The following is a 15,060-nucleotide window of genomic DNA, read 5'->3' as shown; positions in this document are numbered from 1 at the left end:
ATGGATGAGGAATGGGTTCCAAAAACAGAACTAGGAAGACTTGTGGCAAACGGCCAGATCAATACAATAGGTGAGGCACTTCATACTAAATTACCATTGAAGGAATACCAGATAGTTGACTATCTTGTTCCTGATCTTAAGGATGAAATTATAAATATTGAAAGGGCTCAGAGAATGACCGATTCCGGTAGGAGAATGAATTATTCCATAACAGCTGTTGTCGGCAATGGCAATGGTTATGTTGGTATTGGCATGGGAAAGGCAAAGGAGGCTGCACCTGCCATAAGGAAGGCAATAAACAATGCAAAAACCAATATAATAGAAATAAAAAGGGGATGTGGCTCATGGGAATGTGGTTGCGGAAGGCCACACTCATTACCATTTTACATTGTTGGAAAATCCGGATCGGTTACAGTAAAATTGAAGCCTGCGCCACAGGGAGTTGGTCTTGCTGTAGGTGATGTGGCAAAGGTTATACTTAAAATGGCAGGAATAGAAGATGCATGGGGATTTGCATCAGGCCATACAAAAACAACAGTCAATTATGCGCTTGCCACTTTTGATGCGTTAAAGAAAACGGTATCTATGAAAATAAATCCAAAGATTACGCTTTCAACGCCAATTTATGTAGGGGGTATAGGAAATGATAGCAATAATAAGGATTAGAGGAAGCACAGGAATAAAACCAGGTATAGAAAAAACATTAGAACTTTTGAACCTTCACAGCATTAATCATATGGTAGTTTATGATGAGACGCCAAGCATTAAGGGCATGCTTCAAATAGCCAAAGATTATCTAACATGGGGAGAGGTTGATGCAGATACACTTGAATTATTACTTGAAAACCGTATATTACTGAGAGGCAGGAAAAAAATAGACGATGAGCATCTTAAGGCCATGGGATTCTCATCATATAGGGATCTTGCTGATGCAATTATATCAGGAAAAGTTAAATTAAATAAATCTAATGATATAATTCCTGTAATAAGGCTTAATCCTCCCAAAGGTGGATATGAGGCAATACAGAAGCAGTATAAACAGGGCGGATCTGCAGGTTATCGCGGGAAAAATATTAATGAATTAATTAAAAGAATGATTGTATCTGGGGTTGATTTAAATGGTCAGAACGAGAACTAAAAAGCTAAGAGGTGGCCATTACGGCCGAGGAATGAAAGCCGGTAGAGGCAAGGGTAAGAAAGGAGGAAATGGAATGGCCGGCCTTGGTGGCCATAGAAAGATCTGGCTCCTTAAGAACGATAGAAATCATTATGGTGTTCATGGTTTTCACTCACATGCACAAAAATATGAAAATTCAATTACATTAAATCAGCTGATGAATATCTATGATGATCTTAAGGCAGATGGGTATGTCAATGATGATGTAATAGATTTAAAATCAGCAGGATATACAAAGCTCCTTGGTACCGGTAATTTTAACATTAAGTCGAAAATAATTATAGACAATGCAACCGAAAAGGCTATTAATAAGCTTTCCAATTACGGTATTACGATAGAAAATGACAGAGATTCACAGGAATAAAGGGGCTGCCATTCCAGTTATATTCGTATTTGCAATACTACTTGTAATTTTTTATTATTTTGATCATTACACTGGCCTTAAACTGGCAATTGCAGGAATTCTTGTTGCACCCGTTTTCTATATAGCATATCTTTTGTTAAGCTATACAGGGCCAAAGAAAAGCAGGTTATACGGTCTGGAAAACCTAACTGCAAAACTTCCTGCAATAAAAAAGCCATCCGGGCATGTGGAATTCAAGTATAAGATGTTATGGACAGTCCTGATTGTCCTGCTTTATTTTGTTTTAACAAATGTTTACATATATGGTTTAAATACAAAGGATACAATAGATGTATTTGCATCTTTTAGGGCAATATTCGCAGGTGCTTCAGGATCATTAATGGATTTAGGTATTGGCCCCATAGTTACTGCAAGTATTGTTATGCAGTTATTTGCCGGGGCCAAGATTTTCAATTTAGACCTTACAAATGCCGAGGATAAGGCCATTTATCAGGGTGTTCAAAAGCTGCTTGTTATTATCATGATATTTGTTGAGGCAATACCCCAGGCCTTTGGTTTCCTGGTTCCGGATGCCTCTCTTGTTTCAAACCTTAATGCGGCTGCTCCTGGCTATGGAGAATTTCTTGCACAGTCAATTATAGTTTTGCAGCTTTTCTTTGGATCATACCTTGTATTTTTAATGGATGAGGTTGTTTCCAAATATGGTATAGGTTCAGGTATTTCATTATTCATCGCTGCAGGTGTATCACAACAATTATTTACAGGTACATTTAACTGGGTGCCATCCACAATTACAGCCCCATTATCGGTAAGCAACCCACCTGCAGGTGCAATACCCAAGGCAATATACCTATTTTTAAACAGTCCGGCCAGTTTAACAAATACCGGCATGGAGCAGATACTATTTGCGCAGCCAAATCCCATGATAGCATTAGTCGGCACCCTGTTAATATTCTTTATTGTTGCATATTTCCAGAGCAGCAAAATAGAATTGCCAATATCACATGAAAGGGTAAGGGGTGCAAGGGGAAGGTACCCGCTTCAATTATTATACGCATCAAATATACCGGTCATACTTGCCACAGCACTTCTGGCCAATATATCAATGTGGACATTATTATTCTGGAGCAGTCCTGTGCTAAGCAAGATACCCATACTTGGTCATAATAAACTTCTTGGTGGCTATCCATCAGCAACACAGGTAACCGCATTGGGAATATCAAACACAACCCCAACCAGCGGTCTAGCATACTACTTATACACACCAAATGGGCTATCGGACTGGCTGTTCCCTATACTCGAACCAAAAGTTTCCCAGAATGTACTGTTAGGGCACACACCAATAGAGGAGGTTATACACGTCATTGTATTTATGGCATTTCTCGTTGGTTTCAGTATTTTATTCGCTAAATTCTGGATAGAAACTACAAACATGGGTGCAGGTGCCGTTGCCAGGCAGATAAGGTCAAGCGGCATGCAGATACCTGGTTTTAGAAGGGATCCGAGGGTAATGGAAAAGGTTTTAAGCAAGTACATACCTGCAATCACAATATTTAGCGGCGCCATAGTTGGTTTGCTGGCCGGTGGTGCAGATTTAATAGGAACCGTTGGTGACACCAGTGGTACCGGCCTTTTACTTGCTGTTGGTATAGTAATTCAGTTCTACGAGGCAATGGGAAGGGAGCAGTTAATGGAAATGCATCCCATGATAAGACAGTTTTTCATTGGTGGATAAATGAGGGTAATAGTTTCTGGTATTCCGGGGGTTGGCAAGTCCACTGTTATCGATCTGGTTTCGCAGAGATCCGATTATAGTGTTAAGAACTTTGGCACAATAATGTTTGAAACTGCAAGAACAATGTATCAAATTAATAACAGGGATGAAATGAGGAAGCTGGACATAAAGGCCCAGATAGAACTTCAGAGAAATGCGGCCATTGAACTTGGAAAGATGGATAATATAATTATCGACACACATATGTCAATTAAATCACCATCAGGATATCTTCCAGGACTTCCTGAATGGGTTCTTAAGGAGCTAAATATATCATCATATTTTCTAATTGAGGCGGACCCTGATAAAATACTAACTCATAGATTGAATGACCCCACAAGGATTAGGGATAATGACACAGAAAAAGATATAAAAGAACATCAGGAAATAAACAGGTATTATGCCGTTGCCTATTCTGTTTATTCAGGTGCCACAGTTAACTTTATATATAATCCAGAAAATCATCCAGAGGAAGCAGCAGAAAATATTTTGAGGAGGTTATAAAAATGCAACAGGCAAATAAACCCGCAGCCCAGCAGCAGATGCAAAAGTTTTTGATGATAGAGTTTATATTCATGTTTGCTGGTCTTGGGTTAATATTTATTATTAGCGATCCAGCAATAAGGAATCCCATAGGATACGATATGAACAAGGTATTTATGCCAATACTTGGATTTCATTATCAGTACCCTATCTTAACCATAATGCTTACAGGTATTATATTAGGTTTAATATCATCGATACCAAGGTATTTTTTCACTGACTGGATTAAAATGGGTAAGGCACAAACTGTCAGCAGGGCATATCAGCAGGCGATGAGACAGGCGATGCGTGATGGTGACAGGGTAAAGGTTCAGAAACTGCAAAAAATGTCCATGGAGAGACAGATGGATCAGGCTGCAATATCAATGAATACAATGAAACCTCTATTTGTTACAGAGGTTTTTTTCTTTTTGATCTTTATCTGGCTTTATGTATTCATACTGACATTAAATTATCAGGTTGTTGCAATGCCATGGGATTTTGATCTTAACATAGTAACCACAAAGGTTTATATAATACCATTATGGATGGCCCTTTATACACTTGGAAACTTGGCTGTCGGTTATTTTGTAACAATGATCATGAAATATGTTGATTTTACATACAAAATAAAGAAAATTGAGGAGGAGGAAGCCTCTTCACTATGATAGTTACAATAAGTGGTGAATCAGGATCAGGTAAAACAACGGTTGGAAAATTACTGGCAGATAAATTAAATTATAGATTTTATTCTGGTGGTTATTTTTTTAGAAAGAAGGCTGAAGAGTACCACATGAGCCTGATTGAGTTTAGCAAATACGCAGAGGAAAATAAAAATATAGATATGGAGGAGGACAATTCAATTCTTAATTTTATGAGGGAAAATGACAATATAATAATAGAATCAAGGTTGTGTGGATATCTTTCAAAACATAATAATATAGATGCCTTAAGAATTTTTCTGGAGGCTGATGAAGAGACACGTATATCAAGGATATATTCACGCGATAATAATGCCGGGAGATCATCAATAATATGCCGTGAGAGGTCTGAATTAAGAAGATATATGACATTTTATGGTATTGATTATCGAAATTACATATATTATGATTATATAATTAAAACAGAACTGTACCGGCCGGAGGATATTGTTAATTATATTTATTCTATTATCAATAGATAACATGGAAAATATTAAGTGCATAATCTCAATAAAGCTGTAACTTATGGAAAATATTGAAAACAGTATAAATGGATTCATTGTACTAGATAAACCGGCAGGTCCAACAAGCCATCAGGTGGATTCGTGGGTAAGGGATATTACCGGTGAAAAAAAGGTTGGCCATATAGGCACTCTTGATCCAAATGTTTCTGGGGTTCTTGTCATGGCCCTGGGCAAGGCCACAAAGCTAATTGACATAGTGCATGAAAGGCCAAAGGAATATGTTGCAGTTATGAGATTTTATAAAGAACTTCAAGAAAAAGATATAAGATCAGTATTCTCCCAATTTACTGGAAAGATATACCAGCTTCCACCAGTAAGGTCGGCCGTAAGCAGGGAATTAAGGATAAGGGAAATATATTCATTGGATGTACTTGAAATAAAGGATAAGCTTGTTTTATTTAAGGTGAAATGTGAATCCGGTACTTACATAAGAACATTATGCACTGATATAGGTTATGTTGCAGGCCCAGGCGGACAGATGGCAGATTTAAGGCGGTTATCGACTGGAGATTTCACAGAGAATATGGCACACACCCTGCAGGATTTGAGTGATGCTGTTATTTTGTCAAAACTTGGTAAGCCCGAATACCTTAATAATATGATTATAGGTATGGACTTTATTTTTAAGAACACACCAAAAATTATAATTAAAAAGAGTGCCATTAAGAACATTCTTAAGGGATCAGATATATTCCCACCCGGCATTAAAACTGTGCTGGGGAACCCCAGAAAGGGGGACAGGGTGGCAGTGTATTCAGAGGAAAATGAATTAATAGCCTATGGAACAATGCTTGTGGATACACTTAATGACCTAAAGGCTGTTGACATAGATGGGCTTCTTGTGGAGAGTGATAACGGTGGAAAAGATAATGTGGTACGGCGTGGTGAGGAACGGAAAAATATACCGGTTTATAAACCTGGAAAAAGATTACATAAAAATACTGAACATGCTAAGGAGCGGAATAATACCGGAAACGGAAAAAAACCCATCAGAAACCATACCGGATTTAAGGGAAATAATTCTTTCTTACGAAAAGGAAAGAATAAATGAGGAATTCTCAGGAGACCAGTACATTATAAAAATATATTCGGTTAAAAGGGAACTTGATGAGATTATAAATTTATATCTTGAAAAATTACTGTCAATTTATATGATTATGGACATAAACTACGGTAACGATCCATGTGCATATTTTAATAAATTATTAAATTCCGATGTAAATGATATAGACCGGCTAATAGCAAATATGGGCATTGAGTTATGCCAGTTCAGGGAGAAAATAAGCGATTATCTTTATTCAAAATTAAACAATTACATGCCAAATACAGTAAAATTAATAGGGTATGATTTATGCCTGGAATTTCTCTGGAAAAGTGGTGGTTTAAAAAATCTTGTAAAGTACCCTGCAAGTACATTACAAATTCTGGGTGCTGAAAAGTCATTTTTTAAGCATATGCGTACAGGGTCACCATCACCAAAATATGGCATACTTTTTAATTATCCCGGCCTTTCCTCACTTCCGGTAAAAAAGCGTGGAAAGATAGCAAGAATAATTGCCAATAAGATGGCCATAACCATAAAAATGGATTATTTTGGGAGGTCAGGAGACGTGCAATCCATGAGGGATTATATACTTGAAAAAATGAAAAATTAGGTATAATTTGGCTTTGCAAACGGTGGGATTTCCTCAGGATATCTGCCTGTCAGGCAGCCAGTACACAGATTTGATATGCCTATGGCCTTTTTAAGCCCGTTTATTGAGAGATACCCCAGTGAATCCGCACCTATCTCATTTTTAATGTTCTCCACTGTCTTTTCGTTTGCAATAAATTCATCCTTAGTTTTCATATCCACACCAAAATAGCAGGGTGCAATAATTGGAGGTGACCCTATCCTTACATGAATTTTTCCCGCGCCATCCTTTTTAAGCAGGCTAATAATGAATTTCATTGTATTTCCACGAACAATACTATCATCTATAAGAACAATATCCTTACCTGATATCTCTGATTTTATGGGGTTAAGTTTTAATTTTATTGCATTATACCTGCTTTGCTGATCAGGCATGATAAAGGTTCTATCAGAATATCTATTCTTGATCAGCCCCTCACTGTACGGTATTCCAAGCTGCACTGCATATCCCAGGGCCTGCGACCTTCCAGAATCAGGTACAGGTATTACAACATCAGCCACTGCAGGTTCTTCTATTGCAAGTATTTTCCCCAGATTATACCTGACATTAAAAACCTCCCTGCCATCTATAATGCTATCAGGCCTGGCAAAATAGACATACTCAAACATACAGTGGGAATGCTGCCATTCTATGGTAAATATGCTTTTAATTACACCATTGTTTATCTCAACAAGCTCACCTGGTTTAACATCCCGTATCAATTCACCTGAAACTGTGTCTATTGCAGCGCTCTCTGAGGCTATCATGATGCCATCAGAATTCTTTCCTATTACCAAAGGCCTGTATCCCCTGGGGTCTCTTAAAGCATATAATGTATTATTAATTAGTATGGCCGCTGCATATGAACCTTTAAGTTTAAACATGGCCTTTTTAATTCCATCATATATTCCATATTTATTTATCTCACTGGCCATTAAAATGAGCATTACCTCAGTATCGCTGGAGCTTGTGAATATGTATCCATTTTTTTTAAGTTCCTCCCTGAGATCATGTGCATTGGTTATCTCACCATTGTGTGATATCCCTATATAACCAAGAGAACTGGAAATAACAAAAGGACCAGCATTTTCAATTCCCTTGGAACCTGAGGTAGAATACCTGTTATGGCCTATTCCTATATTGCCCGGCAAAGACGACGATTTAAAAACCTCTGATACAAGTCCCATGCCCTTGTTTATATGTATGCTTCCATCATAGGTGGCCATTCCTGAACTTTCCTGGCCTCTATGCTGAAGGGCCTTTAATCCAAACAAAATATTTATAAAGGCATTATTACCGTAGTATCCAACCACGGCACATTCTTCACTTGGCTTTTGCCCAGTTGTAGTGTCTGATTCTGGGTGATGGGAATCCACAGTAGGAACACCTTTTTTGCCTTATATTATAACTGTTATGGCCGCACCTTCTGCAACGTATGTGCATTTTTTTATTATTCATTTTTCCCATTGCTGCTGTACCATTGCTCATTTTAATCTCCTCCTGATGGTGATATAAATATTATATTGTCACCTCTTAAAAGCATCTTATCAAACACACCCTTATTCTCTCCATTAATTGTTTCTGATACATTTTTAAGTACCAAGTTCATGTATATATCATACCCTTCAAGTATCCCTGAATAGCTTCTGGATCCCTTAACATCTATCATAATGTTTTTCTCAAGTGAATTTTTTAATGTATCCATGGGTCTCGCAATGAATCCTGGTTTATTATTTGCCATTATTTTCACCATCCAAATTATTAATTACAACGTAATATAGAAATGATATAATAACTTTTATGAAACTTATATAATTTATGTTTAATTATATATATTATTGGTTATCTATTTTAAAAAATCTATTGGGTTTTTTTAATATTTTGTCTTGATATTATAAAGCTTGAAAATGAAAGTGCCACAATTAAAACTGAAATTGATATAATCTCATTAAATTCTATTGCGGAAGAAAATTTGGCCTGAAAAATTATTAATAATATTTCCCTTGCTGAAAACGAGATGGCTGCATTTAAGATATACTGTACTGTTTTGCCTGTACCATCAAAAAAGTCTGATACACTTTCATATATCTCAAAAATAACAACCGCTAAAAGGGAATTTTCAACTATTATATCTATGAATGTATATAAAATGTTCTCCCCGCTGCCTTTATAATACAAAACACTGTTATATATTGCAATGATCATGTAAACTATTACAGCAATAAATGCCGCCAGAAGAAGAATTTTTAACAAAACTGTAATCGCATTAATAAGCTTTTTATCCAGATTTTCAAATCTATAGTTCATGTAAAATTGCATCATATAGATTTATTTAATTATTTTTCTAAATCAATTTAGTAAAAATATGTAGGGAATTTTTAATTGAAAAATTCTAAATTCTTAAAAGGTATTAACAATAATGAATTCTGAGGAATTATTTAAGGAGGCACAAACCTTATTTCCAATGGGTGTCAATTCACCGGTGCGTTACTATAAGCCAGTCCCTGTAATATTTAAACATGGATATGGGTCCAAAATTTATGATGTTGAAAATCACGAATATATTGACTATTCCCTTGCATTTGGCCCCATGATACTTGGCCATGCCAATAAAACTGTAGCAGAAAAGATAAAAAATCAGGTGGATTCAGGCATACTTTTTGGCTCACTTACCGAAAATGAGGTAAAGCTTGGAGAGATTATACGGAATGCGGTAGGATCGATAAAAATGATGAGGTTTACCAACTCTGGAACAGAGGCAACAATGCATGCTATAAGGCTTGCCAGGGGGTTTACCGGCAGAAAGCTTATAGTAAAGATGGAGGGTGGATATCATGGTGCACATGATTATGCATTGATTAAATCTGGAAGTGGAAATATAACATTCGGCGTCCCATCATCTGCCGGCGTTCCAGAAGAGGTTTCAAAGACTGTTCTGGTTGGACAGTATAACGACATTGAAAGTATAGAGACATTATTTAAACAGTACGGCAATGATATAGCATGTGTTATAACAGAACCTGTACTTGGAAACATAGGCGTTGTAAGTCCAAAAAATGACTTTTTAAAATCTCTCAGGGAAATCACAGAAAAATATTCTTCCCTTTTGATTTTTGATGAGGTTATTACTGGATTCAGATTCGCCTTTAAGGGTTATCAGGACATTATTGGCATAAAACCTGATCTTACAACCATGGGTAAAATTATAGGTGGTGGAGCCCCAATAGGTCTTTTCGGAGGCCGTGAGGACATCATGGAAAAGATCAGCCCAAGCGGGGATGTCTATGAGGCTGGAACATTTTCAGGAAATCCATTATCAACCGCTGCAGGGATAGCCACACTGGAAATTTTAAGAAATAAGGATTATAACTACATTAATAACTATGCCAGCATGCTGGGAAAGGCTCTGGAAGAAATTACATCAGAACTGCATATGGATGTCCAAATAAATGTTGCATATTCAATGCTCCAAATGTTTTTCAATAAAACTCCTGTTGTTGATTACAGAACTGCCATTTCATCAGATGCAAATAAGTTTAGGAGGCTCTTTATGGAATTATTAAAACTTGGCATATATGTACCCCCAAGCCAATTTGAAACACAGTTCATAAGCTTTGCACATACAGATTCAGATCTAAATAAAACTGTGGATGCATACACAAAGGCCCTGGAAAGCATTAGAGATTAATATAAGTGATATATAAACAAATTATGGCTAAATTTTTTAGTTATTAAAATTTTTCATTTACCAACTAATTTATATAATTTCAAATTATTAAGATTAGACACGTATGTCCCTAATAGACCTAGTTTCCTGGAATTATAAGGATACACCAGAAGAGTTTAATAAACAGGTTAGAAATGGGTACGAATATTTTGAGGATTTAATGATTAAAAATTCAATAGATAACTTTGTAATTCTAATAACATGTAACAGAATAGAGATATATTTTGAAAATAAGTTGCAAAAAGAAATACCTGCTGATGGTGCAATAAAACTTTCGTATCCAGAATCGGTTTTTCATTTATTTAATGTATCCTCCGGTCTTGAATCAATGGTTGTTGGTGAAAATGATATACTAAGGCAGATTAAGGACGCAGCAGATTTATCAAGAAAAAGGATGCATATGAGCAAGATTTTGGATTTTACATTTCAGAAGGCACTATCTATTGGAAAGCTTGTAAGAACCCAAACGAATATAGCACATGGAAAAACCTCAATGGCAGCCATTGCCACCGATATTATAGAAAATAAATATAATTCTTATCATAATTTATGTATAATAGGTACTGGCAAAATGGCAGAATCACTTTTAAATTATTTAAAGGGTAATAATGGTATTAAAATAACAGTTGCTGGAAGAAATATAGAGCATGCAAAAGATCTTGCCATAAGATATGGATGTTATTATTCAGATTTAAGCGATATAAATGGTATTGTAAATAAAAATGATATTATAATCACGGCCACATCATCAAAAAAATACATAATAGATTCTGGGATTCTGGCAGGAATTAATGATAAAAGAATCTTAATTGATCTTTCAAACCCCCCCAATATAGAAAAAATTGGCAGGAAAAATATCGAAATTTATTCATTTGAAGATATTGGGAAAATATCTGAAGAAACCAGAAAACAGAGGGACATAGAGATAAGAAAGGCAAGAAGTATAATAGAAGATGAATTTAAATTATATGAGTATAAAATTAACCAGATAAGATCAGATGATATAATAGCAATATTTTATAAATTTGCTGAAAAAGTAAAGGAAGATGAAGTAAATGAACTTACAAAAAAGGTTGACCTTAACGAGGTTCAGTTAAAATACATTAATTTGATGATGAATTCATTTACAAATAAGATATTATCACCATACACAAACAGCGTTAAAACATTTATTAAAAATAATGAAAGGTATTCATATATACTCAATGAGTATGAAAAAATGCTTAATGAACGCCTTGGCAGCAATTTAAAAAAGTTATTGGAGGAAAATTAACTTCCATAGATGATATTATATTATTATAACATTGATTTTTAATAATTACCCAGAATCGTATAATTAAATTAATTTAAATGGATGAATTTTCAATATGGTTAATATTAGGCTAATTAGAAATATGAATGTTAAATATGGTGCAGTATAAATAAACAGTCTAAATGAAGAATTTTTATCATTATTTTTAATAAATAAATATGAATAATAAATGACAGGTATTGATAATATTAAAACTATAATAAGATAGATATAATTGAATATCCCTATAAAATAAGGTATAATTGAGAATACTATCAAAAGTATTGATGAGAATGATATGGCAATTGCTGTTGTTTTATCTGAATAAACTACAGGAAGCATCGGGACATTTGCCTTTTTATAATCGTCCTTATACCTGAAGGCAAGGCTCCACACATGAACAGGAATCCATATCATAACAAGTATAAACAGTATCCAGGGAAGCCATGAAAATGAGTTTGTAATTGAATACCAGCCAATTAAAACAGGAAAAGCGCCGGAAAAGCCACCAAATATTATGCTAAATGGTGATATCTTTTTAAGCCAGTAACTGTAAATCACAACGTTATCAAAGATTCCAAGAAGCATAAATAATGCTGAAATAAATTTTAAAAAAATTATTAAAATTACTATTGAGGATATTGACAGTATGTAACCGAATAAAAGTGCCCCTTTCTTTGATATCTCTCCCCTTGGTAATGGCCTGCCCTTTGTTCTTTCCATAACAGAATCCATGTTATAATCTATGTAATTTGTAAGGCTCTCTGCACCCATTGACCCAAGCATAACTGAAACTGTTGCTATAATAATATATATTACATTTTCAACACTATAATCTTTAACTGCCAAAATTGCACCTGCAAATCCTGTAAAAACTAGTAACCACCATACTCTTGGCTTTGTATATTTAATGTAAATCGAAATTTTATTTGACATCCATACGCCTTGATATTAACCAGATATTTAACTTAAATAAATAACTTTATTGATTTTAAATGAAATAATGTGTAATTGAAATGACGGTATGTTATACTCAGGCTTCATAATAAATATAAAAAGTAAAATATACGTAAAATACAAAATTCAGTATTGGGCTTTAAAAGTAGTGTTTGTGGGGTTATATTATTTTTCAATAATTAAAATATGAAAAATTTATAAATAAGTTAACAATAGATATGTATGTCACAGTCAGATAATATTAATAAAATAATTAACAAGGCAAGATTAAACAACTCATTAAGAGATTTACCATCGGTCCTTGTTCCAGTATGGCAGATAAAGATAAGGGAAAGATTTGGCATTAATGTTGATAGGGAAATAGCAGAATATATAGTTCTGGCAGCTCATGAGAGTGGAACGTGGAAGAGGCAGAGGGCCATTAGAAAGATAGAGAAGCTTCTTATCGAAAGGGGTGGAGATAAAACCGAATCATATAATATTGCAAAAAATATAGTGGAGATGGCAGTTGGTAACCCACAGCAATAACATTTCCAGGAAAAGCCTTGAAATATTTCTTCAGAATATTGAAAAAATTTCATCTTATAAAATAAATTTAGAGCAGTATCCCACTGATTCCTATACTGCATCATTTATCTTGTGGAATGCCTATTTCGATGGGAACATAGCACAAAAAAATGTAATAGACCTTGGAACTGGAAATGGCATCCTTGCCATGGGATCAGTATATCTTGGGGCTGCAAGTGTAACCGCTGTAGATATAGACCCTGAGGCAATAGAAATTGCAAGGCGCAACTCCATTGAGAATGGCCTAAATATAAATTTTAAAAACCGCGATGTTTCAGACATTTCAGGTGAATATGACACTGTTATTATGAACCCTCCATATGGGTCAGTAAACCGGCATGCAGATCTGCCTTTTATTAAAAAAGCATTTGAAATAGGTTATTATATATATTCAATACATAATTTTAAATCTCTTGATTTTGTAAGAAAATTATATGAAGAGTGTGGGGAAATAATAAGAATGAATGAAATTGAAATTGCCGTTCCGCATATTTATCAGCATCATAAAAAAGATTTGTACCATATAAAATCAGTGCTCATTTATGCAAAATCCAAAAAACATGAAAAAATTATATAGCTAAAAGTAATATTAAGCAAAACCTGATCCAGTATGGTTTTATAATGGCCGGGGTGGGGTAATGGATATCCTTGGGGACTGTGGATCCCCGGACCCGGGTTCGATTCCCGGTCCCGGCCCTCTTTTTATATAATGCAAAAATTAACCATAGTTTATCTGGTATTAATATTGTAATATTAAAATATTTTAAAATTAAAATCCACGTAAAGAGACTTAATTATATTTTTATATTTATTTTATATATTGTTATATGGCAGATCAAATAAACAGAGATGAGCTATTAAAAGACCCGGTTAAAGATGAGCATATTAATAAAAATACAACCCTTGGAGAATTAATTAATATTTTTGCCAAGAGTGGTGGATTTACCTCCAAAAAAATTTATGAGGGGTATGAAATACTAAAAGAAGAATTTACAAGTGATGAAACCACATTTCTGTCCTTTCCTGCAGATATTATATCAACAGGAACAAGAGGTATTATAAATCAGCTTGTAAAAAATAAACTGGTGGATGTTATAATTACAACAAACGGTACACTAGACCATGATATAGCCAGAACATATACAAATTATTATGCAGGTACATTCAATTTCGGTGATACCTTATTAAGGGATTTAAGAATCAACAGGCTTGGTAATGTGTTTGTACCGGACGAAAGTTACGGTGAAATTATAGAAAAAAAGGTAATGCCAGTACTCGAGGAGCTTTATAAGGTCAAGAAGGAATGGGCAGGCTGGGAACTCATAAGGGAAATAGGGCTTAAAATGCACGATGACAACTCAATATTGTACAACGCGGCAAAAAATGATATACCCATATTTGTTCCCGGCATTACTGATGGTTCTGTTGGTTCACAGCTCTGGTCATTTTATGAAATGAACCATGACTTTAAAATAAATTTATTGGAGGATGAGCATAAATTATCTGACATAATATTTGATGCAAAAAAAACAGGTGCATTAATGATAGGTGGCGGCATATCAAAGCACCATACAATATGGTGGAACCAGTTCAGGGATGGTCTGGATGAGGCGGTTTATGTAACAACAGCCCAGGAGTATGATGGGTCATTATCTGGTGCAAAACTTGAGGAGGCAATAACCTGGAAAAAGGTTAAGGAAAATGCAAAATTTGTAAATATTTATGGAGACGCTACAGTTATATTGCCAATACTTCTTGGGCCATTCCTGTAAATTTAATTTAT

Annotated in this window: 19 protein-coding genes and 1 tRNA gene; 15 read left to right on the top strand and 5 right to left on the bottom strand. The window is 35.0% G+C overall.

All coding sequences use genetic code 11. The annotated features are described in order from the left end of the window. From TZ01_RS05405 to TZ01_RS05365, 9 genes are read left to right on the top strand one after another with little or no spacing between them, the layout of a single operon-like run. Complete coding sequence (locus TZ01_RS05405; RefSeq protein WP_048101753.1) at positions 1-666, top strand: 30S ribosomal protein S5; 666 nt, start codon at positions 1-3, stop codon at positions 664-666. Then, a complete protein-coding gene (locus TZ01_RS05400) occupies positions 644-1,138 on the top strand; it encodes a 50S ribosomal protein L30 (protein WP_048101752.1) in 495 nt (164 codons plus the stop codon). The genes TZ01_RS05405 and TZ01_RS05400 overlap by 23 nt, the downstream gene beginning before the upstream one ends. Then, complete coding sequence (locus TZ01_RS05395) at positions 1,119-1,541, top strand: uL15m family ribosomal protein (RefSeq protein WP_048101751.1); 423 nt, start codon at positions 1,119-1,121, stop codon at positions 1,539-1,541. Before TZ01_RS05400 ends, TZ01_RS05395 begins: the two co-directional genes overlap by 20 nt. Beyond that, the gene (secY, locus tag TZ01_RS05390) at positions 1,519-3,276 is read left to right on the top strand and encodes a preprotein translocase subunit SecY (protein WP_048101750.1); all 1,758 of its coding nucleotides are present in this window, start codon (positions 1,519-1,521) and stop codon (positions 3,274-3,276) included. The genes TZ01_RS05395 and secY overlap by 23 nt, the downstream gene beginning before the upstream one ends. Then, on the top strand, positions 3,277-3,819 hold the full coding sequence (locus tag TZ01_RS05385; RefSeq protein ID WP_048101749.1) for an adenylate kinase: 543 nt from the start codon (positions 3,277-3,279) through the stop codon (positions 3,817-3,819). 2 nt (positions 3,820-3,821) lie between these two features. After that, positions 3,822-4,505 (top strand): DUF106 domain-containing protein, encoded by a 684-nt coding sequence (locus tag TZ01_RS05380; protein WP_048101748.1) that lies wholly within the window; start codon positions 3,822-3,824, stop codon positions 4,503-4,505. Continuing rightward, on the top strand, positions 4,502-5,020 hold the full coding sequence (cmk, locus tag TZ01_RS05375) for a (d)CMP kinase (RefSeq protein ID WP_048101747.1): 519 nt from the start codon (positions 4,502-4,504) through the stop codon (positions 5,018-5,020). The genes TZ01_RS05380 and cmk overlap by 4 nt, the downstream gene beginning before the upstream one ends. A 43-nt stretch (positions 5,021-5,063) precedes the next feature. After that, on the top strand, positions 5,064-6,113 hold the full coding sequence (locus TZ01_RS05370) for an RNA-guided pseudouridylation complex pseudouridine synthase subunit Cbf5 (protein WP_048101746.1): 1,050 nt from the start codon (positions 5,064-5,066) through the stop codon (positions 6,111-6,113). Then, positions 6,010-6,717, top strand: coding sequence for a hypothetical protein (locus TZ01_RS05365; protein ID WP_052656779.1), 708 nt, complete (start codon positions 6,010-6,012; stop codon positions 6,715-6,717). The genes TZ01_RS05370 and TZ01_RS05365 overlap by 104 nt, the downstream gene beginning before the upstream one ends. Here TZ01_RS05365 and purF read toward each other — a convergent pair. The 4 genes from purF to TZ01_RS05345 all read right to left on the bottom strand — a co-directional run bounded on the left by purF (position 6,714) and on the right by TZ01_RS05345 (position 9,042). Then, positions 6,714-8,111, bottom strand: a complete 1,398-nt coding sequence (gene purF, locus TZ01_RS05360) for an amidophosphoribosyltransferase (protein WP_048101745.1) — start codon at positions 8,109-8,111, stop codon at positions 6,714-6,716. The two genes, TZ01_RS05365 and purF, sit on opposite strands and share 4 nt — an antisense overlap. Further along, entirely contained in the window at positions 8,059-8,223 is a 165-nt protein-coding gene (locus TZ01_RS05355) for a 50S ribosomal protein L37e (protein WP_048101744.1), read from the bottom strand. Before TZ01_RS05355 ends, purF begins: the two co-directional genes overlap by 53 nt. Before the next feature lies 1 nt (position 8,224). Then, a complete protein-coding gene (locus TZ01_RS05350; protein ID WP_048101852.1) occupies positions 8,225-8,476 on the bottom strand; it encodes an LSM domain-containing protein in 252 nt (83 codons plus the stop codon). A gap of 119 nt (positions 8,477-8,595) precedes the next feature. Then, positions 8,596-9,042, bottom strand: a complete 447-nt coding sequence (locus TZ01_RS05345; protein WP_048101743.1) for a phosphate-starvation-inducible PsiE family protein — start codon at positions 9,040-9,042, stop codon at positions 8,596-8,598. 112 nt (positions 9,043-9,154) lie between these two features. On the opposite strand from TZ01_RS05345, the gene hemL reads away from it, so the two are divergent. Together hemL and hemA are read left to right on the top strand one after the other, a co-directional pair. After that, entirely contained in the window at positions 9,155-10,423 is a 1,269-nt protein-coding gene (gene hemL / locus TZ01_RS05340) for a glutamate-1-semialdehyde 2,1-aminomutase (protein WP_048101742.1), read from the top strand. A gap of 103 nt (positions 10,424-10,526) precedes the next feature. Then, a complete protein-coding gene (gene hemA / locus TZ01_RS05335; protein ID WP_048101741.1) occupies positions 10,527-11,735 on the top strand; it encodes a glutamyl-tRNA reductase in 1,209 nt (402 codons plus the stop codon). A gap of 63 nt (positions 11,736-11,798) precedes the next feature. Here hemA and TZ01_RS05330 read toward each other — a convergent pair whose 3' ends face one another. Next, positions 11,799-12,689, bottom strand: a complete 891-nt coding sequence (locus tag TZ01_RS05330; protein ID WP_048101740.1) for a heme o synthase — start codon at positions 12,687-12,689, stop codon at positions 11,799-11,801. Positions 12,690-12,932: 243 nt separating this feature from the next. Here TZ01_RS05330 and TZ01_RS05325 point away from each other — a divergent pair, with 243 nt between their 5' ends. The 4 genes from TZ01_RS05325 (at position 12,933) to TZ01_RS05310 (ending at position 15,049) form a co-directional block, all read left to right on the top strand. Then, positions 12,933-13,238 carry a hypothetical protein gene (locus TZ01_RS05325; RefSeq protein WP_048101739.1) on the top strand — a complete coding sequence of 102 codons (306 nt, stop codon included), beginning with the start codon at positions 12,933-12,935 and terminating at the stop codon, positions 13,236-13,238. Continuing rightward, complete coding sequence (locus TZ01_RS05320) at positions 13,219-13,854, top strand: METTL5 family protein (protein WP_231563425.1); 636 nt, start codon at positions 13,219-13,221, stop codon at positions 13,852-13,854. Before TZ01_RS05325 ends, TZ01_RS05320 begins: the two co-directional genes overlap by 20 nt. Before the next feature lie 47 nt (positions 13,855-13,901). Then, positions 13,902-13,973: transfer RNA gene (locus TZ01_RS05315), tRNA-His, on the top strand. Between the two features lie 131 nt (positions 13,974-14,104). Beyond that, positions 14,105-15,049 (top strand): deoxyhypusine synthase, encoded by a 945-nt coding sequence (locus TZ01_RS05310; RefSeq protein ID WP_048101738.1) that lies wholly within the window; start codon positions 14,105-14,107, stop codon positions 15,047-15,049. Positions 15,050-15,060: the final 11 nt, after the last annotated feature.

Source organism: Acidiplasma sp. MBA-1, assembly GCF_000949015.1.
Taxonomy (GTDB): Archaea; Thermoplasmatota; Thermoplasmata; order Thermoplasmatales; family Thermoplasmataceae; genus Acidiplasma; species Acidiplasma aeolicum.
The sequence above is the reverse complement of the archived record's forward strand: the minus strand, read 5'-3'. Positions and strand labels throughout refer to the sequence as shown.

Coding starts and splice junctions, on each gene's coding strand:
- TZ01_RS05400 (WP_048101752.1), top strand. CDS start 644: ATGATAGCAATAATAAGGATTAGAGGAAGCACAGGAATAAAACCAGGT.
- TZ01_RS05385 (WP_048101749.1), top strand. CDS start 3,277: ATGAGGGTAATAGTTTCTGGTATTCCGGGGGTTGGCAAGTCCACTGTT.
- TZ01_RS05325 (WP_048101739.1), top strand. CDS start 12,933: ATGTCACAGTCAGATAATATTAATAAAATAATTAACAAGGCAAGATTA.
- TZ01_RS05330 (WP_048101740.1), bottom strand. CDS start 12,689: ATGTCAAATAAAATTTCGATTTACATTAAATATACAAAGCCAAGAGTA.
- TZ01_RS05405 (WP_048101753.1), top strand. CDS start 1: ATGGATGAGGAATGGGTTCCAAAAACAGAACTAGGAAGACTTGTGGCA.
- cmk (WP_048101747.1), top strand. CDS start 4,502: ATGATAGTTACAATAAGTGGTGAATCAGGATCAGGTAAAACAACGGTT.
- secY (WP_048101750.1), top strand. CDS start 1,519: ATGACAGAGATTCACAGGAATAAAGGGGCTGCCATTCCAGTTATATTC.
- hemL (WP_048101742.1), top strand. CDS start 9,155: ATGAATTCTGAGGAATTATTTAAGGAGGCACAAACCTTATTTCCAATG.
- TZ01_RS05365 (WP_052656779.1), top strand. CDS start 6,010: ATGCTAAGGAGCGGAATAATACCGGAAACGGAAAAAAACCCATCAGAA.
- TZ01_RS05380 (WP_048101748.1), top strand. CDS start 3,822: ATGCAACAGGCAAATAAACCCGCAGCCCAGCAGCAGATGCAAAAGTTT.
- hemA (WP_048101741.1), top strand. CDS start 10,527: ATGTCCCTAATAGACCTAGTTTCCTGGAATTATAAGGATACACCAGAA.
- TZ01_RS05345 (WP_048101743.1), bottom strand. CDS start 9,042: ATGAACTATAGATTTGAAAATCTGGATAAAAAGCTTATTAATGCGATT.
- TZ01_RS05370 (WP_048101746.1), top strand. CDS start 5,064: ATGGAAAATATTGAAAACAGTATAAATGGATTCATTGTACTAGATAAA.
- TZ01_RS05355 (WP_048101744.1), bottom strand. CDS start 8,223: ATGAGCAATGGTACAGCAGCAATGGGAAAAATGAATAATAAAAAAATG.
- TZ01_RS05310 (WP_048101738.1), top strand. CDS start 14,105: ATGGCAGATCAAATAAACAGAGATGAGCTATTAAAAGACCCGGTTAAA.
- TZ01_RS05350 (WP_048101852.1), bottom strand. CDS start 8,476: ATGGCAAATAATAAACCAGGATTCATTGCGAGACCCATGGATACATTA.
- TZ01_RS05395 (WP_048101751.1), top strand. CDS start 1,119: ATGGTCAGAACGAGAACTAAAAAGCTAAGAGGTGGCCATTACGGCCGA.